Origin of the sequence: Kitasatospora sp. NPDC096147 (genome assembly GCF_044763225.1) — a bacterium.
Lineage (GTDB): Bacteria > Actinomycetota > Actinomycetes > Streptomycetales > Streptomycetaceae > Kitasatospora.
Genome location: NZ_JBIWFX010000001.1, coordinates 385,056 through 407,610, shown reverse-complemented (window position 1 = coordinate 407,610; position 22,555 = coordinate 385,056). Strand labels below are relative to the sequence as shown.

Sequence of the window (22,555 nt, the reverse complement as noted above, 5' to 3'; positions counted from 1 at the left end):
GGTCAAGCGATCCGATGGGCCGTCAGGCCCGGGCTAGGGGTACGACAGGGGTTGCGTAGGGGCCCGGTGGGACGCTGCGGGCGGAACGCTGAGGGGCACTGACACAGCCTCCCCTCAGGAGTGAACCGACCATGTCTCGCCTGGACCCGTTCGACCCCCAAGCGCCCGACGGCGCAGTGCCCGACACCGCCTCGCCGGACGCGGTGGCCGTGGTGGGTGCCGCCTGCCGGCTGCCGGGGGCGGCAGATCCGGCGGCGTTCTGGCGGCTCCTGGCGGAGGGCGGCAGCGCCGTGGGGGTGTACCCGGCGGGGCGGTTCGCCGAGGGGGAGCGGCCCCGGGCCGGTGGGTACCTGGACGAAGTGGGCGGCTTCGACCCGGAGTTCTTCGGGATCTCGCCGGCCGAGGCCGCCGTCGCGGACCCGCAGCAGCGGCTGGTGCTCGAACTCGCCTGGGAGGCACTGGAGGACGCGGGCGTGCTGCCCGCCGCGCTCGGCGGCTCGCGGACCGGGGTGTTCGTCGGGGCGATCGGGGCCGACTACGCGTCCCTGGCGGCCCGGACCGGCAGCGTCTCCCGGCACACCCTGACCGGGCTGAACAAGGGCGTGATCGCCAACCGGGTCTCCTACGCGCTCGACCTGCGCGGCCCGAGCCTGACGGTGGACTCCGCGCAGTCCTCCTCGCTGGTCGCGGTCCACCTCGCGGTGGAGAGCCTGCGGACCGGCGAGTCGGAGTACGCCCTCGCGGCCGGGGTGAACCTCAACCTGGCCCCGGACTCCACCCGGACCGTGGAGCGCTTCGGTGCCCTCTCCCCGGACGACCGCTGCTTCACCTTCGACGCCCGGGCCAACGGCTACGCGCGCGGTGAGGGCGGTGTGGTGCTGGTGCTCAAGCCGCTGGTGCGGGCCCTCTCCGACGGTGACCGGGTCTACGCCGTGCTGCACGGCAGCGCGGTGAACAGCGACGGCGCCACCGACGGGCTGACCGTCCCGAGCGCCGAGGCGCAGGCCGAGGTGATCCGAAGGGCCGTGCGGCGTGCGGGAGTCCGGCCCGAGCGGATCGGCTACGTCGAGCTGCACGGCACCGGCACCCGGGTCGGCGACCCGATCGAGGCGGCCGGGCTCGGGGCCGCGCTCGGCACCGCCCGGGCGGGCGGGTCCCCGCTGCTGGTCGGCTCGGCCAAGACCAACGTCGGCCACCTGGAGGGCGCGGCCGGCATCGTCGGTCTGTTGAAGACCGTGCTCGCGGTGCACCACCGGGCGGTGCCCGCCAGCCTCAACTTCGAGACGCCGAACCCGGACATCCCGTTCGAGCGCCTCGGCCTGGCCGTCCCCACCGAGGGCCGGGCCTGGCCGGAGGCCGCGCCGCTGGCCGGGGTCAGCTCGTTCGGCGTCGGCGGGACCAACGCACACGTGATCGTCGGCGCCGCGCCCGTCCCGGGGGCCGGGCCGGAGTCCGGCGATGGCCGGGGCTTCTGGCCGCTCTCCGGCCGCTCCGGGCCGGCGCTGCGTCACCAGGCCGCTCGGCTCCGGGAGTTCGCGGAGGCGGACGGGACGCACCCGGGCGCGGTGGGCCGGGCGCTGGCCACCACCCGCAGCCACTTCGAGCACCGCGCCGTGGTCAGCGGCGCCGACCGGGCCGAGCTGGTCGAGGCGCTGCGCGCGCTGGAGCGCGGCGAGCAGGCAGCCGGGCTGGTGCAGGGCCGGGCCCACCGGGGCGGCGGCACCGTGCTGGTCTTCCCCGGGCAGGGCTCGCAGTGGGACGGCATGGCCCGCGAACTGCTGGACACCGCACCGGCGTTCGCCGCCGAGATCGCGGCCGTGGAGGAGGCCCTCGCCCCGTACGTGGACTGGTCGCTGACGGCGGTGCTGCGCGGCGAGGAGGGCGCGGCCGACCTGGAGCGGGTCGACGTGGTGCAGCCCGCGCTGTTCGCGGTGAACGTCGCGCTGGCCGCCCTGTGGCGGGCCTCCGGGGTCACGCCGGACGCGGTGATCGGGCACTCCCAGGGCGAGATCGCCGCCGCGTACGTGGCCGGTGCGCTCTCGCTGGCCGACGCCGCCGCCGTGGTGGCGCTCCGCGCCCGGGCCATCGCGGGGCTCGGCACCAGCGGGCGAGGCGCGATGGCGGCGGTGCCGCTGCCGGCCGCCGAGGTCGCGGCCGACCTGGCCGCCTGGGACGGCCGGGTCAGCGTCGCCGCCGTCAACGGGCCCTCCGCCACGGTGATTTCGGGCGAGCGCGCGGCGGTGGCCGAGCTGGTCGAGGGCTACCAGAAGCGCGAGGTCCGGGCCCGGCTGGTGCCGGTGGACTACGCCTCGCACTCCCCGCAGGTGGAGCCGCTGGCCGAGCGGCTGCCGGAGCTGCTGGCGGCGGTCCGTCCGCAGGCCACCGACACCGTCTTCTACTCCACCGTCACCGGCGCCGCGCTCGACACCACCGAGCTGACCGCCGCCTACTGGTACCGGAACCTGCGCTCCACCGTGCAGTTGGAGCAGGCCGTCCGCGCCGCGCTGGCCGACGGACACCGCAGCTTCGTGGAGAGCAGCGCCCACCCGGTGCTCACCCTGGGCCTCGGCCAGACCACCGAGCAGACCGGCGCGGCCGTCACCGGCACGCTGCGCCGCGACCACGGCGGGCTGGCGCAGTTCCGCAGCTCGCTGGCCGAACTGCACGTCCGGGGCGGCTCGGTGGACTGGGCCACGCTCCACGGGCCGGGCGGCGGACACCTGACGCTGCCGACCTACGCCTTCCAGCGCCGCCACCTCTGGCTGGACGGCGAGACCGCGCCGCTGCCCGAGCGGGCGGTCGGTACGGCGGAGGCGGCGGAGGTGGAGGTGGTGACGGCGGAGGCGGCTGCGGAGACCGGGCTGACCGAGGCGCAGGCGCTGACCGCCGTCCGCTCGGCCGCCGCGCTGGTACTGGGCCAGAGCGGCCCGGCGGCGGTCGATCCGGCGCACACCTTCAAGGAGTTGGGCTTCGACTCGGTGGCCGCCGTGGAGTTCCGCGACCGGCTGGCCGGCGCCACCGGCCTGGACCTGCCCGCCACCCTGACCTACGACCGGCCGACCCCCGCTGCGGTCGCCGCCTACCTGGCCGGCGGCGGGCAGGCCGAGCCGGTGGCGCCCGTCCGACCCGCCGCGCAGGACGACGACCCGGTGGTCGTGGTGGCGCTCAGCGGGCGCTGGCCCGGCGGGGCCGACACCCCCGAGCGGCTCTGGGAGCTGCTGCGGGACGGCCGGGACGCCATCGGCCCGTTCCCGGAGAACCGGGGCTGGGACCTGGAGGCGCTCTACGACCCGGACGGCGAACGCCCGGGCTCCACCTACACCCGGCAGGGCGGCTTCCTGCACGACGCCGACACCTTCGACGGCGCGTTCTTCGGCCTGGCCCCGCGCGAGGCCGCCGCGATGGACCCGCAGCAGCGCCTCCTGCTGGAGTCCGCCTGGGAGTTGACCGAGCGGGCCGGGATCGTCCCGGCCACTCTGCGCGGCAGCCGCACCGGTGTCTTCGTCGGTGCCATGCAGCAGGAGTACGGCCCGCGCCTGCACGAGACCCCGAGCGGCTACGAGGGGCACGCGCTGACCGGCACGCTCGGCTCGGTCGCCAGCGGCCGGCTGGCGTACGCGCTGGGCCTGGAGGGACCGGCCATCACGGTGGACACCGCCTGCTCCTCCTCCCTGGTGGCGATCCACCTGGCCGCCCAGTCGCTGCGCTCCGGCGAGAGCGACCTGGCGGTGGCGGGCGGGGTGACGGTGATGTCCACCCCGGGCATGTTCACCGAGTTCAGCCGTCAGCGCGGCCTGGCCGCCGACGGCCGGGCCAAGCCCTTCGCCCGGGGCGCCGACGGCACCGCCTGGGCCGAGGGCGTCGGGCTGGTGCTGCTGGAGCGGCTCTCGGACGCGCGGCGCCACGGGCACCGGGTGCTGGCGGTGCTGCGCGGCAGCGCGGTGAACCAGGACGGCGCCTCGAACGGGCTGACCGCCCCGAACGGGCCGGCCCAGGAGCGGGTGATCCGGCAGGCGCTGGCCCAGGCCGGGTTGGCCGGGCACGAGGTGGACGCCGTCGAGGCACACGGCACCGGCACCGCGCTCGGTGACCCGATCGAGGCGCAGGCGATCCTGGCCACCTACGGGAAGGACCGTCAGGAGCCGCTGCTGCTCGGCTCGTTGAAGTCCAACATCGGCCACACCCAGGCCGCCGCCGGGGTGACCGGTGTGATCAAGCTGGTGCAGGCCTTCCAGCACGGTGAGCTGCCCGGCACCCTGCACCTGGACGAGCCGACCCCGCACGTGGACTGGAGCACGGGCTCGGTGAGCCTGCCGACCGGTACCACCGGCTGGCCGCAGACCGGCCGCCCGCGCCGGGCCGCCGTCTCCTCCTTCGGCATCAGCGGTACCAACGCCCACCTGATCCTGGAGGCGCCGCCGGCCGAGGAGCTGACGGCCGGTGAGAAGGCGACGGCCGGTGCGGAGGACAGCGGCCCGCTGCTGCTGTCGGCCCGCAGCGTGCCGGCCCTGCGGGCGCAGGCCGGCCGACTGGTCGAGGTGGCCGGGGAGCCGGGCCTGGCGGCGGAGTTGGCGACCGGGCGGACGCACTTCGAGCACCGCGCCGTGCTGCTCGGCGAGGAGGCGCTGGCCGAGGGCCTGCGGGCGGTCGCCGAGGGGCGGGAGGCCCCCGGAGTGCTGACCGGCACGGCGCAGCGGGACGTCCGGACGGCCTTCCTGTACTCCGGCCAGGGCAGCCAGCGGCCCGGCGCGGGGCGCGAACTGTACGAACGGGAGCCGGTGTTCGCGGCGGCGGTGGACGAGATCGCCGCGCTGTTCGACGCCGAGCTGACGGTGCCGTTGAAGCGGGTGCTGTTCGCCGAGGAGGGCAGCGCGGAGGCCGCGCTGATCGACACCACGGCGTACACCCAGCCCGTGCTGTTCACCCTGCACGTCGCGCTGCACCGGCTGGCGCTCTCGCGCGGGGTGCGCCCGGACCACCTGATCGGCCACTCGGTGGGCGAGTTGAGCGCCGCGCACCTGGCCGGGGTTTTCTCGCTGGCGGACGCGGTGACGCTGGTCGCCGCGCGCGGCCGGCTGATGGAGGCGCTGCCGGCGGGTGGTGCGATGGCCGCCGTCCAGGCGACCGAGGCCGAGGTGCTGCCCGGACTGGGTGACGCGGTGTCGGTCGCGGCCGTCAACGGTCCGCGCTCGGTGGTGATCTCGGGCGAGGGCGACGAGGTCCGGCGGCTGGCCGAGAGCTGGCGGGCGAACGGGCGGCGGACCAAGCTGCTCACCGTCGGCCGGGCCTTCCACTCCCCGCAGATGGACGCCGTGCTGGCGGACTTCCGGGCGGTGGCGGAGCGGCTGACGTACAGCGAGCCGCAGCTGTCGGTGATCTCCAACCTGACCGGAGCCCCGGTCGGGGAGGGGGAGTTGACCGACCCCGGCTACTGGGTGCGGCACATCCGCGAGGCGGTCCGCTTCCACGACGGCGTGCTGGCGCTGGACGGCCTCGGCGTCTCCGCGTACCTGGAGCTCGGCCCCGGGCCGGTGCTCACCGCGCTGGCCGAGGAGAGCCTGGAGGGCCTGGCAGGCGGGGAGGACCCGGAGCGGGCGCCGCGGGTGCTGGCGGCGGTGCTGCGGGCCGGCCGGTCCGAGGAGGACACCCTGACGGAGGCCCTGGCCCGACTGCACGTGCACGGCGTGGCCGTGGACTGGCGGGCCGCCTTCCCGGGGCGGGCGCCCTGGCCGACCCTGCCGACCTACCCCTTCGAGCGCCGCCGGTACTGGCTGGACCAGGCGGCGGCCGGGCCCGGCACGGGCGGCGGGCTGTCCGAGACCGGCCACCCGCTGCTCACCGGTTCCACCGAACTCCCGGACGGTGAGGGCTGGTTGCTCACCGGACGGCTCTCGCTGCGGACCCATCCGTGGCTGGCCGGGCACGTCGTCGGCGGCGCGGTGCTGCTGCCCGGCACGGCCTTCCTGGAGCTGGCGGTGCAGGCGGCCCGGGTGGCGGGTGCGGGGGCGATCGAGTCGCTGGACCTGGAGGCGCCGTTGGCGCTGCCGGAGCGTGGCGGGGTGCGGCTGCAGGTGGTGGTCGGTGCGGCGGAGGACGAGGGCCGGCGGCCGGTGCAGATCCGCTCGCAGGCGGAGGACGGTGCGCAGGAGTGGACCCGGCACGCGGCCGGGACGCTGGCGGTCGCGGCCGTGGCGGCCTTCGACGCGGCGCAGTGGCCGCCGGCGGGTGCGCAGGAGGTGGACCTCGACGGTCTGTACGGGCGGCTGGCCGAGCAGGGCTACCGGTACGGCCCCGACTTCCAGGGGCTGACGGCCGCCTGGCGGCACGGCGAGGAGCTGTACGCGGAGATCGCCCCGGCGGCGGACGGCGCGGACTACGCGCTGCACCCGGCGCTGCTGGACGCGGTGCTGCACGCGGTGGTGCAGGACGCCGAGCGGACGGTACTGCCGTTCGCCTGGCGGGAGGTGACGGTGCACCGCCCCGGGGCGACCGCCCTGCGGGCCCGGATCAGCACGACCGGTCCGGACACCGTGGCGCTCGCGGTGACGGACCCGGCGGGACTGCCGGTCGCCACCGTCGGCGCCCTCACCCTGCGGGCCGCCGCTGCCACGGCCGGGGCCGACTCCCTCTACCGCCTGGACTGGCAGCCCCTGGCGGCGCTGGGCGAGGGCACCGGGCAGTCGATCTCCGGTCAGGGGGTCCCGACGGGTAGGGGCGGTGGACGGGCAGGTGCTTCGGGCGTGCCGTCGGTGGCTGAGGCGCTGACTGCCGGTCAGGCTGCTGCCGCGCGTCCCGGTGCCGGGCAGGTGCCCGTCTCCGGCGGCCCGGCGGGGACCCGTGAAGCTGCGGCGCTGACTGCCGGTCAGGCTGCGCCCGACGGCTGGGCCGCGCTGGACAGCGGGCGGCTGACGCCCGGGTGGCCGGTGCTGGCCTCGGTGGCCGAGGTGGCGGCCGGGCAGCACGCGGTGGCCCCGGTGGAGGACGCCGAGCAGGCGTTGGAGCTGATCCAGGGCTGGCTGGCGGGGGAGGGCGGCACCCTGGTGCTGGCCACCGAGCAGGCCGTCGCGACCCATGCCGGGGAGGACGTGCCGAGCCCGGCCGCCGCTGCCGTCTGGGGGCTGGTCCGCACCGCGCAGACCGAGCAGCCCGGCCGTCTGGTGCTGCTCGACCTCGACGGCACCCCGGCCTCGGCCGGGGCCGTCCCGGCGGCACTGGCCTCGGGAGAGCCCCAACTCGCCGTCCGGGCCGGGGAGATCCTGGTGCCCCGGCTGGTCAGGGTCCGCCCCGCCGACACCCTGGCCGTCCCGGACGGACCGTGGCGGCTGGACACCGCGAACCCCGGCAGCCTGGAGAGTCTGGCGCTGCTGCCCGCCCCCGAGGCGGAGCGTCCGCTCGCCGCCGGCGAGGTGCGCCTCGCGGTCCGGGCGGCCGGGCTGAACTTCCGCGACGTGCTGATCACCCTCGGCATCTACCCGGGCGGTGCCCGGATCGGTGCCGAGGCGGCCGGCACGGTGCTGGAGACCGGCCCGGGGGTGACCCGGCTGGCGGTCGGCGACCGGGTGACCGGTCTGGTGCAGGGCACCCTCGGCCCGGTGGCGGTGACCGATCACCGGCTGCTCGTCAAGGTGCCGGAGCGGTGGAGCGACGCCGAGGCGGCGACCGTGCCGGTGGCCTTCCTCACCGCGCACCACGGCCTCTACGGACTGGCGGGCCTGCGGCCGGGCGAGAGCGTGCTGGTGCACGCCGCGACCGGGGGCGTCGGTCAGGCGGCCGTCCAACTCGCCCGCCAGGGCGGCTCGGTGGTGCACGGCACGGCCAGCCCGGCCAAGTGGGAGGTGCTGCGCGGCCTGGGCGTCGAGGAGGACCGGATCGCCTCCAGCCGGACACTGGACTTCGAGGCCGACTTCCGCGCGGTCACCGAGGGGCGCGGCGTGGACGTGGTGCTGAACGCCCTCGCGGGCGAGTACACCGACGCCTCGCTGCGGCTGCTCGCCCCGGGCGGGCGGTTCGTCGAGATGGGCAAGACCGACCAGCGCGACCCGGCCACCGTGGCGGCCGACCACGACGGGGCCGCCTACCTGGCCTTCGACCTGTTCGACGTCGATCCGGAGCGGATCGCCGCGATCTTCGCCGAGCTGGAAGGACTGTTCGCGGCCGGGGAGTTGACGCCGCTTCCGGTGCTGGCCCAGGACGTCCGGCAGGCCCCGCAGGCGCTGCGCCGGCTCAGCCAGGCCCGGCACACCGGCAAGCTGGCGCTCACCCTGCCGACCCCGCTCGCCGAGGGCGGCACCGTGCTGGTCACCGGCGGCACCGGAGCGCTCGGCGTACTGGTGGCCCGGCGGCTGGTCACCCACCACGGCGTCCGGCACCTGCTGCTGGCGAGCCGTCAGGGCGTCAACGCCCCGGGTGCGCCGGAGCTGCTGGCCGAGCTGGCCCGGCTCGGGGCCGCCGCCACCGCCACGGCCGCCGACATCGGTGACCCGGCGGCGGTCGCCGCCCTGGTCGGGAGCGTCCCGGCGGAGCACCCGTTGACCGCCGTGGTGCACACCGCCGGGGTGCTGGACGACACCGTGCTGACCTCGCTCACCCCCGAGCGGCTGCGCTCGGTGGCCCGGCCCAAGGCGGACGGTGCCTGGCACCTGCACCGCGCCACCGAGCACCTGGAGCTGTCGGCCTTCGTGCTGTTCTCCTCCGCCGTCGCCGTGCTGGGCAATCCCGGGCAGGCCAACTACGCTGCCGCGAACGCCCAGTTGGACGCCATCGCGCAGCACCGCCGGGTGCGCGGGCTGCCCGCCGTCTCGCTCGCCTGGGGCGTCTGGGCGGAGGCCGGCGGGATGGCGGCCGGGCTCGGTGCGGCGGAGGCCGAGCGGCTGGCCGCCACCGGACTGGCCCCGATGACGGACGACCAGGGCCTGGCCCTGTTCGACGCCGCCCTCGGCGGACCGGCCGGGCCGGGTACCTCGGGTGGGCCGGGCGCGTCGGCCGCGCAGGGCGGCACCGGCACCCCGTACGCCGCCCTGGTGGCGGCCCGGATCGACACCGCCGCCGTCCCGGCCGAGAAGCTCTCGCCCGTGCTCACCGGCCTCACCCGACGGCGGGCCCGCCCGGCCGCCAGTGGCGAACCGGAGGCGCTGGCCGCGCAGTTGGCGGGCAAGTCCGCCGGAGAGCGGGAGCGCATCCTGCTCGGCCTGGTGCGCTCCACCGCCGCCTCGGTGCTCGGCCACCCGGGCCCGGAGGCGGTCACCCCCGCCGGCGGCTTCATGGACACCGGCTTCGACTCGCTCGGTGTGGTCGAGCTGCGGAACCGGATCAACGCCGCCACCGGCCTGCGGCTGCCCACCACCGCCGTCTTCGACCACCCGACCCCGCTCTCGCTGGCGGCCCACCTGCGGGAGCGCCTGGCACCCGCCGAGCCGGACCAGGCCCGGGTGCAGACCGAACGAGTCGACCTGGCGGCGGAGTTCGACCGCCTGGAGCGTGCCCTCGCCGCGCTCGGCGGTGAGCACCGGGCCGACGCGGCCACCCGGCTGGCCGTCCTGCTGGCCACCGTCGGCGGCGCCCCCGCCGCCACCCCGGACGACGGCATCGCCGACCGGATCAGCGAAGTCAGCAACGACGACATCTTCGACTTCATCGACAACGAGCTCGGAATTTCCTGAGAGGCGCACGCAGAGATGAGCAGCAACGAGCAGAAGCTCCGCGACTACCTCAACAAGGTGGCCACCGAGCTGCACCAGACCCGTCAGCGGCTGAAGGACGCCGAGGCCCGCGCCGCGGGCACCGGCCCCGAGGAGCCGATCGCCATCGTCGGCATGGCCTGCCGCCTCCCCGGCGGCGCCGACACCCCGGACGCGCTCTGGGAGCTGGTCGCCGAGGAGCGCGATGTGGTCGGCCCGTTCCCGACCGATCGCGGCTGGGACCTGGACCACCTGTACGACCCGGACCCGGACCGGCCCGGGCGCAGCTACGCCCGGGAGGGCGGATTCCTCTACCGGGCGGGCGAGTTCGACGCCGCGTTCTTCGGTGTCTCGCCGCGCGAGGCGCTGGCCGCCGAGCCGCAGCAGCGCCTGCTGCTGGAGACCGCCTGGGAGGCGCTGGAGCATGCCGCGATCGACCCGGAGTCGCTGCGCGGCACCCGGACCGGCGTGTTCGCCGGGGTGATCGCCCAGGAGTACGGCCCGTCCATGCACCACCTGCCCGCCGAGCAGACCGACGGCTACGTGCTCACCGGCACCACCACCTCCGTCGCCTCCGGCCGGATCGCCTACACCCTGGGTCTGGAGGGCCCGGCCGTCACCGTCGACACCGCCTGCTCCTCCTCCCTGGTGGCCCTGCACCTGGCGGCCGGCGCACTGCGCTCCGGCGAGTGCTCGCTCGCCCTGGCCGGCGGCGCCACGGTGCTCTCGGCACCCGGCATGTTCATCGAGTTCAGCCGCCAGCGCGGCCTGGCCCCCGACGGCCGGGTGAAGGCCTTCGCCGCTGCCGCCGACGGCACCGGCTGGGGCGAGGGCGCCGGTCTGCTGGTCCTGGAGAAGCTCTCCGACGCCCGCCGCAACGGCCACCGGGTGCTGGCCGTGCTCAGCGGCTCGGCGGTCAACCAGGACGGCCGCAGCAGCCAGCTCACCGCCCCGAGCGGCAGCTCCCAGCAGCGGGTCATCCGGCAGGCGCTGGCCTCGGCCGGGATCACCCCGGCCGACGTGGACCTGGTCGAGGCGCACGGCACCGGCACCCGGCTCGGCGACCCGATCGAGGCGCAGGCGCTGATCTCCACCTACGGGCAGGCCCACGACGCCGAACGGCCGCTCTGGCTCGGATCGTTGAAGTCCAACATCGGCCACACCCAGGCCGCCGCCGGGGTGGCCGGCGTGATCAAGTCGGTGCAGGCGATCCGGCACGGCGTGCTGCCGCGCACCCTGCACGTGGACGCGCCGTCCCCGCACGTGGACTGGTCCGAGGGCACCGTCCGGCTGCTGACCGAGCGTCAGGACTGGCCGGAGCTGGACCGCCCGCGCCGGGCCGCCGTCTCGGCGTTCGGGGTCTCCGGCACCAATGCGCACGTGATCGTGGAGCAGGCCCCCGAGGAGACCCCGGCCGAGCCGGGCGAGACCCCCGAGGTGCTGCCCTACCTGCTCTCCGCCCGCACTCCCGAGGCGCTGACCGCCCAGGCCGCCCGGATCTCGGCCGCCTTCGGCGCCGTCGCCCCGCTGGACCTGGCGCACACCCTGGCGACCGGCCGAGCCCACCTCACCGAGCGGGCCGTCGCGATCGGCGGCCCCGAGGCACTGGCCGACCTGACGGCGCCCCAGGTGGTGCGCGGGCGGGCCGGCACCCCCGGCAAGGTGGTTTTCGTCTTCCCCGGCCAGGGTTCCCAGTGGACCGGCATGGCGGCCGGACTGCTGGACGCCGAGCCGGTGTTCGCCGCCGCGCTGACCCGGGCGGCCGAGGCGCTCGCCCCGCACACCGACTGGTCGCTGCTGGACGTGGTGCGCGGCCTGCCCGGCGGCCCCGACCCGGACCGGGTGGACGTGGTGCAGCCCACCCTGTGGGCCGTGATGGTGGCGCTGGCCGAGCTGTGGAAGTCCTACGGGGTGCGCCCCGACGCGGTGGTCGGCCACAGCCAGGGCGAGGTGGCCGCCGCCTACGTGGCGGGTGCTCTCAGCCTGGCGGACGCGGCCCGGATCGTGGCCCGCCGGGCCCAGGCGCTGGCCACCCTCTCCGGCAAGGGCGGCATGCTGTCGATCCCGAAGCCGCTCGCCGAGGTGGAGGCCCGGATCGCCGCCTGGCCCGGCCGGCTCTCCATCGGCGTGGTGAACGGCCCGCTCTCCACCGTGGCCTCCGGTGACCTCGACGCGCTGGCCGAGCTGGCCGCCGGGTACCAGGCGGAGGGCGTCCGGACCCGTCCGGTGAACATCGACTACGCCTCCCACTCGGTGCAGACCGAGGCACTGCGGGCCGAACTGCTGGAGCTGCTGGCCCCCGTGGCCCCGCGCACCGGCGAGGTGCCGCTGCTCTCCACCGTGACCGGCGACTGGCTGGACACCGCCGGGCTGGACGCCGACTACTGGTACCGCAACCTGCGCTCCACCGTCCGCTTCGAGCAGGCCACCCGCCGGCTGGCCGAGGACGGGCACACCGTCTTCGTCGAGGTCAGCCCGCACCCGGTGCTGACCGGCGCGATCGAGGACACCCTGGACGCGGCCGGGGTGGACCAGCCGGTGGTGGCCGGCTCGCTGCGGCGCGACCACGGCGACCGGGCCCGCTGGCTGGCCTCGGTGGCCGAACTCCACGTCCGTGGCGTCCTGGTGGACTGGACGGCCGCCTTCGCCAGCACCCGGCCCCGGCCGGCCGAGCTGCCCACCTACCCCTTCGAGCGGCAGCGGTACTGGCTGGACGCCAGCCGCTCGCCCGAGCAGCTGACCGGTACCGGCGGCGCCCCCGACGAGGCCTTCTGGGACCTGGTCGGCGAGGGCGACGCCGCCCGGCTCGGCGAGGCGATCGGCCTGGACGGCGAGCGGCTCGTCCCGGTGCTGCCCGCGCTGGCCACCTGGTGGGAGCGCCGCCGCGCCGCCACCGCCGCCGACGGCTGGCGCCACCGGATCACCTGGCGCCCGGTGCAGCCCGCCGACGGCGCCGCGCTGGACGGCCGCTGGCTGATCGTCACCCCCGAGGAGCAGACCGGCCACCCGTGGACCGCCGCCCTCACCGAGGCGCTCACCGCCGCCGGGGCGCGGCCCGTGCTCGTGCCCGGCTCCACCGACCGGGCCGCGCTCACCGAGGCGCTGGCCGCCGCCGGCCCGCACGCCGGAGTGGTCTCGCTGCTCCAGCTGCGCGGTGGCGCCCACCCCGGGCACCCGGAGGTGCCGTGGGCCTACGCCGCCGAGGTCGCCCTCGCCCAGGCGCTGGAGGACGCGGGGGCGCACGCCCCGCTCTGGTACCTGACCCGGGGCGCCGTCTCCACCGGCCCGGCCGACCCGGTCACCGACCCGCAGCAGGCGCTGGTGTGGGGCTTCGGAGCCATCCTGGCGGCCGAACTCCCCGGCCTGCACGGCGGCCTGGCCGACCTGCCGGCCGAGCCGGACGCCGGCACCTGGCGGCAGCTGACCGCCCTGCTGGCCGACACTTCCGCCGACCGCGAGGTGGAGCTGGCGCTGCGCCCCGCCGGGGTCTTCGCGCGCCGCCTGACCGCTGCCGCCCCCGCCGGGGATGCCGAGCGGCCCTGGCAGCCGAGCGGCACCACCCTGATCACCGGCGGCACCGGGGCACTCGGCGGCCACGTGGCCCGCTGGCTGGCCGGCCGGGGCGCCGAGCACCTGCTGCTGGTCAGCCGCCGGGGCGCCGAGGCGCCGGGCGCGGCCGAGCTGGCCGCCGAACTCGCCGCGCTGGGCACCGGGGTGAGCTTCGCCGCCGCCGACGTGGCCGACCGCGAGGCGCTGGCCGCCGTGCTGGCGGACATCCCCGCCGAGCGTCCGCTGACCGCCGTGGTGCACACCGCCGCCGCGCTGCACGACGGCCTGATCCCGACCCTGACGGCGGCTCAGCTGGAGCTGGCGCTGCGGGCCAAGGCCGGCGCGGCGCGACTGCTGGACGAGCTGACCGCCGGGCTGGACCTGTCGGCCTTCGTGCTGTTCTCCTCGGTGGCCGGTCTCTGCGGCATCCCCGGGCAGGCCAACTACGCGCCCGGCAACGCCTACCTGGACGCACTGGCCGAGCACCGCCGGGCGGCCGGCCGCCCCGCCACCTCGATCGCCTGGGGCCACTGGGCCGGCGACGGCATCGCCGCCGACGGCGCGGAGGAGCAGCTGCTCCGGCACGGCCTGGTCTCGCTGCCGCCGCAGCAGGCCGTCGAGCTGCTCGGCCAGGCGCTGGACCACGGGGACACCACCCTGGTGGTGGTGGACGCCGACTGGCCCGTGCTGTTCCGGGGCCGCCGCCACCCGATCGCCGCCGAGCTGATCCGCCGGGAGGCGGAGCCGGTGGCCACCACCCCGGCCGCCGCAGGCGACCTGACGGCCCGGCTGGCCGGGCTGCCGGCCGCCGAGCGCCGCCGCAGCCTGCTGGCCCTGATCCGGGCCGAGGCCGCCGCCGTGCAGCGGCACGGCTCGGCCGAGGCGATCGACCCGGCCAAGGCGTTCCGCCAGCAGGGCTTCGACTCGCTGACCGCGGTCGAGTTCCGCAACCGGCTGGGCGCGGCCACCGGCCGCCGCCTGCCCGCCACCGTGGTCTTCGACCACCCGACCCCGGCCGCGCTGGCCGACTGGCTGGCGGCCGAGCTCTGGGGCACCGAATCCACCGGGCAGTCGGTCACGGTGGCCGCCACGGGCCTGGACGAGGACCCGATCGCGATCGTCGGGATGGCCTGCCGCTACCCCGGCGGGGTCGGCTCGCCCGAGGACCTCTGGCGGGTCGTCAGCGAGGGCGTGGACGCCCTCACCGAATTCCCCGCCGACCGGGGCTGGGACCTGGAGTCGCTCTACAGCCCCGACCCGGACCGGCCGGGCACCTCCTACTCCAAGCACGGCGGATTCCTGGACGGCATCGGCGAGTTCGACGCCGAGTTCTTCGGGATCCCGCCGCGCGAGGCGCCGGCGATCGACCCCCAGCAGCGGCTGCTGCTGGAGACCACCTGGGAGGCGTTCGAGCGGGCCGGGATCGACCCGACCGCGCTGCGCGGCAGCCGGACGGGCGTCTTCGCCGGCATCTCCGGCCGGGACTACGCGGGTGCCGGGCAGCAGGTGCCGGCCGAGCTGGAGGCGTACCTGGGGATCGGCAACGCGGGCTCGGTCGCCTCCGGGCGGATCTCCTACACCTTCGGCTTCGAGGGCCCGGCGGTCACCGTGGACACCGCGTGCTCCTCCTCGCTGGTCGCCCTGCACCTGGCCGCGCAGTCGCTGCGCTCCGGGGAGTCCGACCTCGCGGTGGCGGGTGGCGTGCTGCTGATGACCACGCCGACCACCTTCGTCGAGTTCTCCCGCCAGCGGGCCATGTCGCCCGACGGGCGCTGCAAGGCCTTCGCGGCGGCGGCGGACGGCACCGGCTGGGCGGAGGGCGTGGGCCTGCTGCTGGTCGAGCGGCTCTCCGACGCGCGGCGCAACGGCCACCAGGTGCTGGCGGTGCTGCGCGGCAGCGCGGTGAACCAGGACGGTGCCTCCAACGGGCTGACCGCGCCGAGCGGTCCGTCCCAGCAGCGCGTCATCCGCCAAGCCCTGGCCCAGGCCGGGCTGGCCGCGCACGAGGTGGACGCCGTCGAGGCGCACGGCACCGGCACCACGCTGGGCGACCCGATCGAGGCCCAGGCACTGATCGCCACCTACGGGCAGGAGCGCGAGCACCCGCTCTGGCTCGGCTCGGTGAAGTCCAACATCGGCCACAGCCAGGCGGCGGCGGGCGTGGCGGGCGTGATCAAGATGGTGCAGGCGATCCGGCACGGCGTGCTGCCGCGCACCCTGCACGTGGACGCGCCGTCCCCGCACGTGGACTGGTCGGCGGGCACGGTGCGGGTGCTGACGGAGGACCAGGAGTGGCCCGCGCTGGACCGCCCGCGCCGGGCCGGCGTCTCGGCCTTCGGCGTCTCCGGCACCAACGCCCACGTGATCATCGAGCAGGCCCCGGAGCAGAGCCGGGCGCCGCAGGCCGTCGAGGCCCCGGCCCTGGTGCCCTTCGTGCTCTCGGCCCGCTCGCCCGAGGCGCTGGCCGCCCAGGCCAAGCAGGTGGCCGAACTGGCCCACTCCGAGAGCCCGTTGGCGGTGGCGCAGTCCCTGGTGACCGCCCGCGCCGCGCTGGAGGAGCGCGCGGTGGTGCTCGGCGGCGTCGCGGCGCTGCGCGAGCTGGACGGCCCCGGCGTGGTGCGGGGTACGGCCGGCTCCGGCGACCTGGCCTTCCTGTTCTCCGGCCAGGGCAGCCAGCGGGTGGGCATGGGGCGGGAGTTGTCCGCCGCGTTCCCGGTGTTCGCGGAGGCGTTCGACGCGGTGGTGGCGGCGCTCGGGCTGCCCGGTCTGGCCGGGGTGATCGAGAGTGGGGAGGGGCTGGACGAGACGGGATGGACGCAGCCTGCGCTGTTCGCCGTCGAGGTGGCGCTGTACCGCCTCTACGAGTCGTGGGGGGTGCGGCCGGACCTGCTGGCCGGTCACTCGATCGGTGAGCTGGCGGCGGCCCACGTGGCGGGGGTGCTCTCGCTGGCCGACGCGGCCACCCTGGTGGCGGCCCGGGCCCGGCTGATGCAGGAACTCCCGGGCGGCGGAGCCATGGTGGCGATCGAGGCGACCGAGGAGGAGGTCCGCGCGGCCCTCGTCCCGGGGGTCGACATCGCTGCCGTGAACGGCCCGCGCTCGGTGGTGGTCTCCGGCGACGCCGAGGCCGCCGAGACGGTCCGGCTGGTCTTCGCCGACCGGCGCACCAAGCGGCTGACGGTCAGCCACGCCTTCCACTCCGCCCACATGGACGGCATGCTGGCCGACTTCGGTCGGGTGGCCGCCGGGCTCACCTACCAGGCCCCGCAGATCCCGGTGGTCTCCAACCTCACCGGCAAGGTGGCCACCGCCGCCGAGCTGACCGACCCGCAGTACTGGGTTCGCCACGTCCGCGAGGCGGTCCGGTTCGCGGACGTGGTCCGGGAGTTGGCCGCCGAGGGGGTCTCCACCTTCGTCGAGCTCGGCCCGGACGGCACGCTGACCGGCCTGGTCGGCGCCACCCTGGACGAGCCGGTGACGGCCGCCGCGCTGCGCCGGGACCGGAGCGAGGCCGAGACGGCGCTCACCGCGCTGGCCCGGATCCACGTCCGGGGCCACCAGGTGGACTGGCCGGTGCTGTTCGGCGGTGGCCGCCGCCCCGAACTCGACCTGCCCACCTACCCGTTCCAGCGCCGCCGGTACTGGCTGGAGCCGGCCCGGCGGACCGCCGACGCCTCGGGCCTCGGCCTCGGCGCGGTCGAGCACCCGGTGCTCGGCGCGGTGCTCACCCCGGCGGACTCCTCGGGCCTGGTGCTGACCGGCAGCCTCTCGCTGCGCACTCACCCCTGGCTGGCCGACCACGTCGCGCTCGGCACCGTACTGGCCCCCGGCGCGGCCCTGGTCGAGCTGGCCGTCCGGGCCGGCGACGAGGTCGGCGCGAGCACCCTGGAGGAGCTGGTGGTGGAGTCCCCGCTGCTGCTCCCCGCCGAGGGCGCACTCCAACTCCAGCTCGCCGTGGGCGAGTCGGCGGCGGACGGCACCCGGACCGTCGCGGTGCACTCCCGTACCGGCGCGGCGGGGGAGTGGACCCGGCACGCCAGCGGTGTGCTCTCCGAGCGGCCCGCTGCGGCCGTCGAGGCGTTCGCCTGGCCGCCGCAGGGCGCCGAGGAGATCCCGGTCGCCGAGGCGTACGAGCTGCTGGCCGGGGTCGGGCTGGACTACGGGCTGGCCTTCCGGGGCCTGGCGGCCGTCTGGCGGGACGGGGACACCCTGTACGCCGAGGCCGCGCTGCCCGAGCAGCTGCTCCCCGACGCCGCCCGCTTCGGCATCCACCCGGCCCTGCTGGACGCGGCGGCCCAACTCCCGGCCCTGCACGGCAGTGCGGCCGGAGTGCGGCGCCTGCCCTTCGCCTACCGGGGCGTCAGCCTGCACGCGGCGGGCGCCGACCGGATCCGGGTCCGGCTGACCGCCGGTGGAGCGGACGACTACGCCATCGAGGCCGTCGACACCGAGGGCCGTCCGGTGATCACCGTCGGCTCGCTGGTCACCCGGCCGGTGCAGGACGGCGTGCTGGGCACCGCCCCGGCCGTCGACCGGGACGCGCTGTTCGCCGTCGAGTGGCCGGAGATCGAGCTGCCCGAGGCGGACACGGCGGCCGCGCACACCCTGCTGACGGTGGAGGCCCGCGAGGGTGTGCTGGCCGAGGTGCTGACGGCCGTTCAGAACTGGCTGGCGGACGAGGCCAACGAGGGGGCGCGGCTGGTGGTGCGGACCACCGGCGCCGTCCCGGTGGCCGACCAGGTGCCGGATCCCCTGGTGGCGCCGGTCTGGGGGCTGCTGCGCTCCGCGCAGTCCGAGCACCCCGAGCGGATCGTGCTGGTGGACGCCGACGCCGACGCCGGGATCGACGGCCTGCTGCCGTCCCTGCTGGCCTCCGGCGAACCCCAACTGGCCGTCCGGGACAGCCGGGTGCACGTGCCGAGGCTGGCCCGGGTGACCCTGCCGGCGGATGCCGAGCAGCAGCCCTGGGCCCCCGAGGGCACCGTGCTGATCACCGGTGGCACCGGGGTGCTGGGCGGGCTGCTGGCCCGTCACCTGGTGACCGAGCGGGGCGTGCGGCACCTGCTGCTGCTCTCCCGCAGCGGTGACCGGGCCGCCGGTGCGGCCGAACTCCGGGAGGAGCTGGTCGGGTTGGGTGCCGAGGTGACCATCGCGGCGGCCGACGCGGCCGACCGCGAGGCGCTGAAGGAGGCCATCGCGGCGATCCCGACGGCCCACCCGCTGACGGCCGTGGTGCACACGGCCGGGGTGGTGGACGACGGTGTTTTCGGTTCGCTCACCCCCGAGCGGCTGGCCACCGTCTGGGCCCCCAAGGCCGACGGCGCCCGCCACCTGCACGAGCTGACCAGGGGTCACGACCTGGCCGCCTTCGTGCTCTACTCCTCCGTCGCGGCCGTGCTCGGCTCGCCGGGGCAGGCGAGCTACTCGGCGGCCAACACCTACCTGGACGCGCTGGCCGCGCACCGCCGCTCGATCGGCCTGCCGGGACAGTCGCTGGCCTGGGGACAGTGGGCCGAGGCCAGCGGCATCACCGGCCACCTGTCGGCCACCGACCACGCCCGGCTGGCCCGGCTCGGCATCCGCCCGATCGGCTCGGCCGAGGGGGCCGCGCTGTTCGACGCCGCCGGTCTGCTGACGGACCGTCCGGTGCTGGTGCCCGCGCCGCTGGACCTGGCCGCGCTGCGCGGCCGTCCGGTGCCCGCGCTGCTGCGCGGTCTGGTCCGCCCGGCCCGCCGGGCGGCCAGCACCGGCGGCGCGGCGGCGGGGGAGACCCCGCTCGCCGAGCGGCTGGCCCAGCTGGCCGACGAGGCCGAGCGGCTGGCCACAGTGCTCCGCCTGGTCCGTACCGAGGTGGCGGCCGTGCTCGGCACCGACGCCGCGGGCGTCGGCGCCCAGCGCCCGTTCACCAGCCTCGGCCTGGACTCGCTGACCGCCGTCGAACTGCGCAACCGGATCGGCGCGGCCACCGGCCTGCGGCTCTCCGCCACCCTGGTCTTCGACCACCCGAACCCGACCGCACTCGCTGCTCACCTGCTGACCGAGCTGCTCGGGGCGGCCCCCGCCCCGGCGGTCCGGACGGCGGCGCCGCAGGCCCGGACCACCGAGGACCCGATCGTCATCGTCGGCATGGCCTGCCGCCTGCCCGGTGGGGTGACCACCCCGGACGAGCTCTGGCAGCTGGTCGCCGAAGGCCGGGACGCGGTCGGGGAGTTCCCGACCGACCGGGGTTGGGACCTGGAGAACCTGTACGACCCGGACCCGGACCGGCCCGGTACCTCCTACACCCGGCACGGCGGATTCCTGGACCGGGCCGCCGAGTTCGACGCCGGCTTCTTCGGGATCTCGCCGCGCGAGGCGCTGGCCACCGACCCCCAGCAGCGGCTGCTGCTGGAGGCCGGTTGGGAGGCGCTGGAGAGCGCGGGCATCGACCCGGCCACGCTGCGGGGCAGTCGGACCGGCGTCTTCGCCGGGGTGATGTACCACGACTACGCGCCCCGGGTCCGGGAGGTCCCGGCCGAGCTGGAGGGCTGGCTCGGCAACGGCACGGCGGGCTCGGTGGCCTCCGGGCGGATCTCCTACACCTTCGGCTTCGAGGGCCCGGCGGTCACGGTGGACACCGCGTGCTCCTCCTCGCTCGTCGCCCTGCACCTGGCCGCCCAGTCGCTGCGGGCCGGGGAGTGCGACCTGGCACTGGCCGGTGGCGTCGCGGTGATGTCCACCCCGACCACCTTCGTGGAGTTCTCCCGCCAGCGCGCCCTCTCCGAGGACGGCCGCTGCAAGGCGTACGCGGGTGCGGCGGACGGCACCGGCTGGGGCGAGGGGGTGGGCCTGCTGCTGGTCGAGCGGCTCTCCGACGCCCGGCGGAACGGGCACCGGGTGCTGGCGGTGCTGCGCGGCAGTGCGGTGAACCAGGACGGCGCCTCGAACGGGCTGACCGCGCCGAGCGGTCCGTCCCAGCAGCGCGTCATCCGGCAGGCGCTGGCCAACTCCGGGCTGGCCGTGCACGAGGTGGACGCGGTGGAGGGCCACGGCACCGGCACCCGGCTCGGTGACCCGATCGAGGCGCAGGCGCTGCTGGCCACCTACGGCCAGGACCGCGAACAGCCCCTCCTGCTCGGCTCGTTGAAGTCCAACATCGGCCACACCCAGGCCGCCGCCGGCGCCGCCGGGGTGATCAAGATGGTGCAGGCGATCCGGCACGGCGTGCTGCCGCAGACCCTGCACGTGGACGAGCCGTCCCCGTACGTGGACTGGTCGGCCGGTGCGGTCGAGCTGCTGACCGAGCGTCAGGACTGGCCCGCCCTGGACCGTCCGCGCCGGGCCGGGATCTCCTCCTTCGGGGTCTCCGGCACCAACGCCCACGTGATCATCGAGCAGGCCCCGGAGGAGGCGGCCGCGCCCGAGCGCGGTGCCACCCCGCCGGTGCTGCCGTTCGCGGTCTCGGCCCGCACCCCGCAGGCGCTGCGCGAGCAGGCCGGGCTGGTGGCCGAGCTGCTCGAAGGCGCCGAGCCCGTCGACGTGGCGCACTCCCTGGTCACCACCCGGGGCGCGCTGGAGGAGCGGGCGGTGGTGGTCGGCGACCCGGCCGGGCTGAAGCTGCTGGCCGCCGGTGACCCCTCGGCCGCACTGGTGACCGGACGGGCGGACGTGGACGGCCGGACCGTCTTCGTCTTCCCCGGCCAGGGCTCCCAGTGGGCCGCCATGGCGGTCGAACTGCTGGACACCGCACCGGCGTTCGCCGCCCGGATCGCGGAGTGCGCGGCGGCGCTGGCCCCGTACACCGACTGGTCGCTGCCGGCCGTGCTGCGCGGCGAGCCGGGTGCGCCCGGCCTGGACCGGGTGGACGTGGTGCAGCCGGTGCTGTGGGCCGTGATGGTCTCGCTGGCCGAGCTCTGGCAGGCCCACGGCGTCCGCCCGGACGCGGTGGTCGGCCACAGCCAGGGCGAGATCGCCGCCGCCGTGGTGGCGGGCGGCCTGAGCCTGGCCGACGGGGCCCGGGTGGTGGCCCTGCGCAGCCGGGCCATCCTGGCCCTCTCCGGCCGGGGCGGGATGGCCTCGGTGGCGCTGCCCGCCGCCGAGGTCACCGAGCGGATCGCGGCCTGGGACGGCCGGATCTCGGTCGCGGTGGTCAACGGCCCGTCCGCCACCGTGGTCTCCGGCGAGCCGGAGGCGCTGGCCGAGCTGGTGGCCGGCTACCAGGCGGAGGAGGTCCGGGCCCGGCTGATCCCGGTCGACTACGCCTCGCACTCCGCCCAGGTGGACGGGCTGCGGGAGGAGCTGCTGGAGCTGCTCGCCCCGGTCCGCCCGCGCACCGGGGAGGTGCCGCTGCTCTCCACCGTCACCGGGGACTGGCAGGACACCGCCGGGCTGGACGCCGAGTACTGGGTGACCAACCTGCGCGAGACGGTCCGCTTCGAGGAGGCCACCAGGGCGCTGGCCGCCGAGGGCCACACGGTCTTCGTCGAGGTCAGCCCGCACCCGGTGCTCACCGTGCCGCTCCAGGAGACCCTGGCCTCGGCCGGGGCCGGCGCCGGGTCGGTGGTCACCGGCACGCTGCGCCGCGACCACGGCGGCCTGGACCGCTTCCTGCTCTCCGCCGCCGAGCTCTGGGTGCGCGGGGTGCCGGTGGACTGGCCGGGCGTGCTGGCCGGGGCCAGGCCGCGCCGGATCGCGCTGCCCGGCTACGCCTTCCAGCGGCAGCGGTACTGGCTGGACGCCACGGTCACCAACGCGACCGTGACCGCCCCGGCCTTCGCCGCCGCCGAGGCGGGCGAGAGCGCCCCGTGGGTGGCCCGGCTCCGGGTGCTCGACGACCCGTCGGCCCGGGAGGCCCTGCTGCTCGACCTGGTCCGCCGGGAGGCGGCGGCGGTGCTCGGCCACCCGGACACCGGGGAGGTCGGCGCGGACCGCGCCTTCCGGGACCTCGGCCTCAGCTCGCTGACCGCCGTCGAACTGCGCAACCGGATCGGCGCCGGCACCGGCCTGGAGCTGCCCGCCACCCTGGTCTTCGACCACCCGAACCCGTCGGCGCTGGCCGCCCACCTGCTGGCCGAACTCCCGCTGGGCGACGAGCCGGTGGAGCTCGGCGCGCTGGAGTCGGTGGCCGCGCTGGAGCGCCTGTTCGACGGCCCGGCGGCCGAGGACGGCCCGGACCGGGACGCGGTGCTGGCCCGGCTGCGGGCCCTGGTGGACCGCTTCGACCAGGGACTCCCCGGCGACGCGGACTTCGACCTGGACAGCGCCACCGACGACGAGCTCTTCGCCCTGATCGACGGCAACTCCGACGCTCTCTGAGCGGCCCGCACGCACCTTCCGTCTGTGATTCCGAG

Annotated in this window: 2 protein-coding genes; both read left to right on the top strand. The window is 76.7% G+C overall.

Features of this window, described 5'->3' with window-relative positions; translation table 11 throughout:
- The first annotated feature begins 131 nt into the window (after positions 1-131).
- Positions 132-9,659, top strand: coding sequence for a type I polyketide synthase (locus ACIRBX_RS01445; protein WP_402293047.1), 9,528 nt, complete (start codon positions 132-134; stop codon positions 9,657-9,659).
- 15 nt (positions 9,660-9,674) lie between these two features.
- Positions 9,675-22,520, top strand: a complete 12,846-nt coding sequence (locus ACIRBX_RS01440) for a type I polyketide synthase (protein WP_402293046.1) — start codon at positions 9,675-9,677, stop codon at positions 22,518-22,520.
- Positions 22,521-22,555 lie beyond the last annotated feature (35 nt).

Bases quoted from the DNA above. Each gene is read 5' to 3' on its own strand.
- ACIRBX_RS01445 (WP_402293047.1), top strand. From the start codon at position 132: ATGTCTCGCCTGGACCCGTTCGACCCCCAAGCGCCCGACGGCGCAGTG.
- ACIRBX_RS01440 (WP_402293046.1), top strand. From the start codon at position 9,675: ATGAGCAGCAACGAGCAGAAGCTCCGCGACTACCTCAACAAGGTGGCC.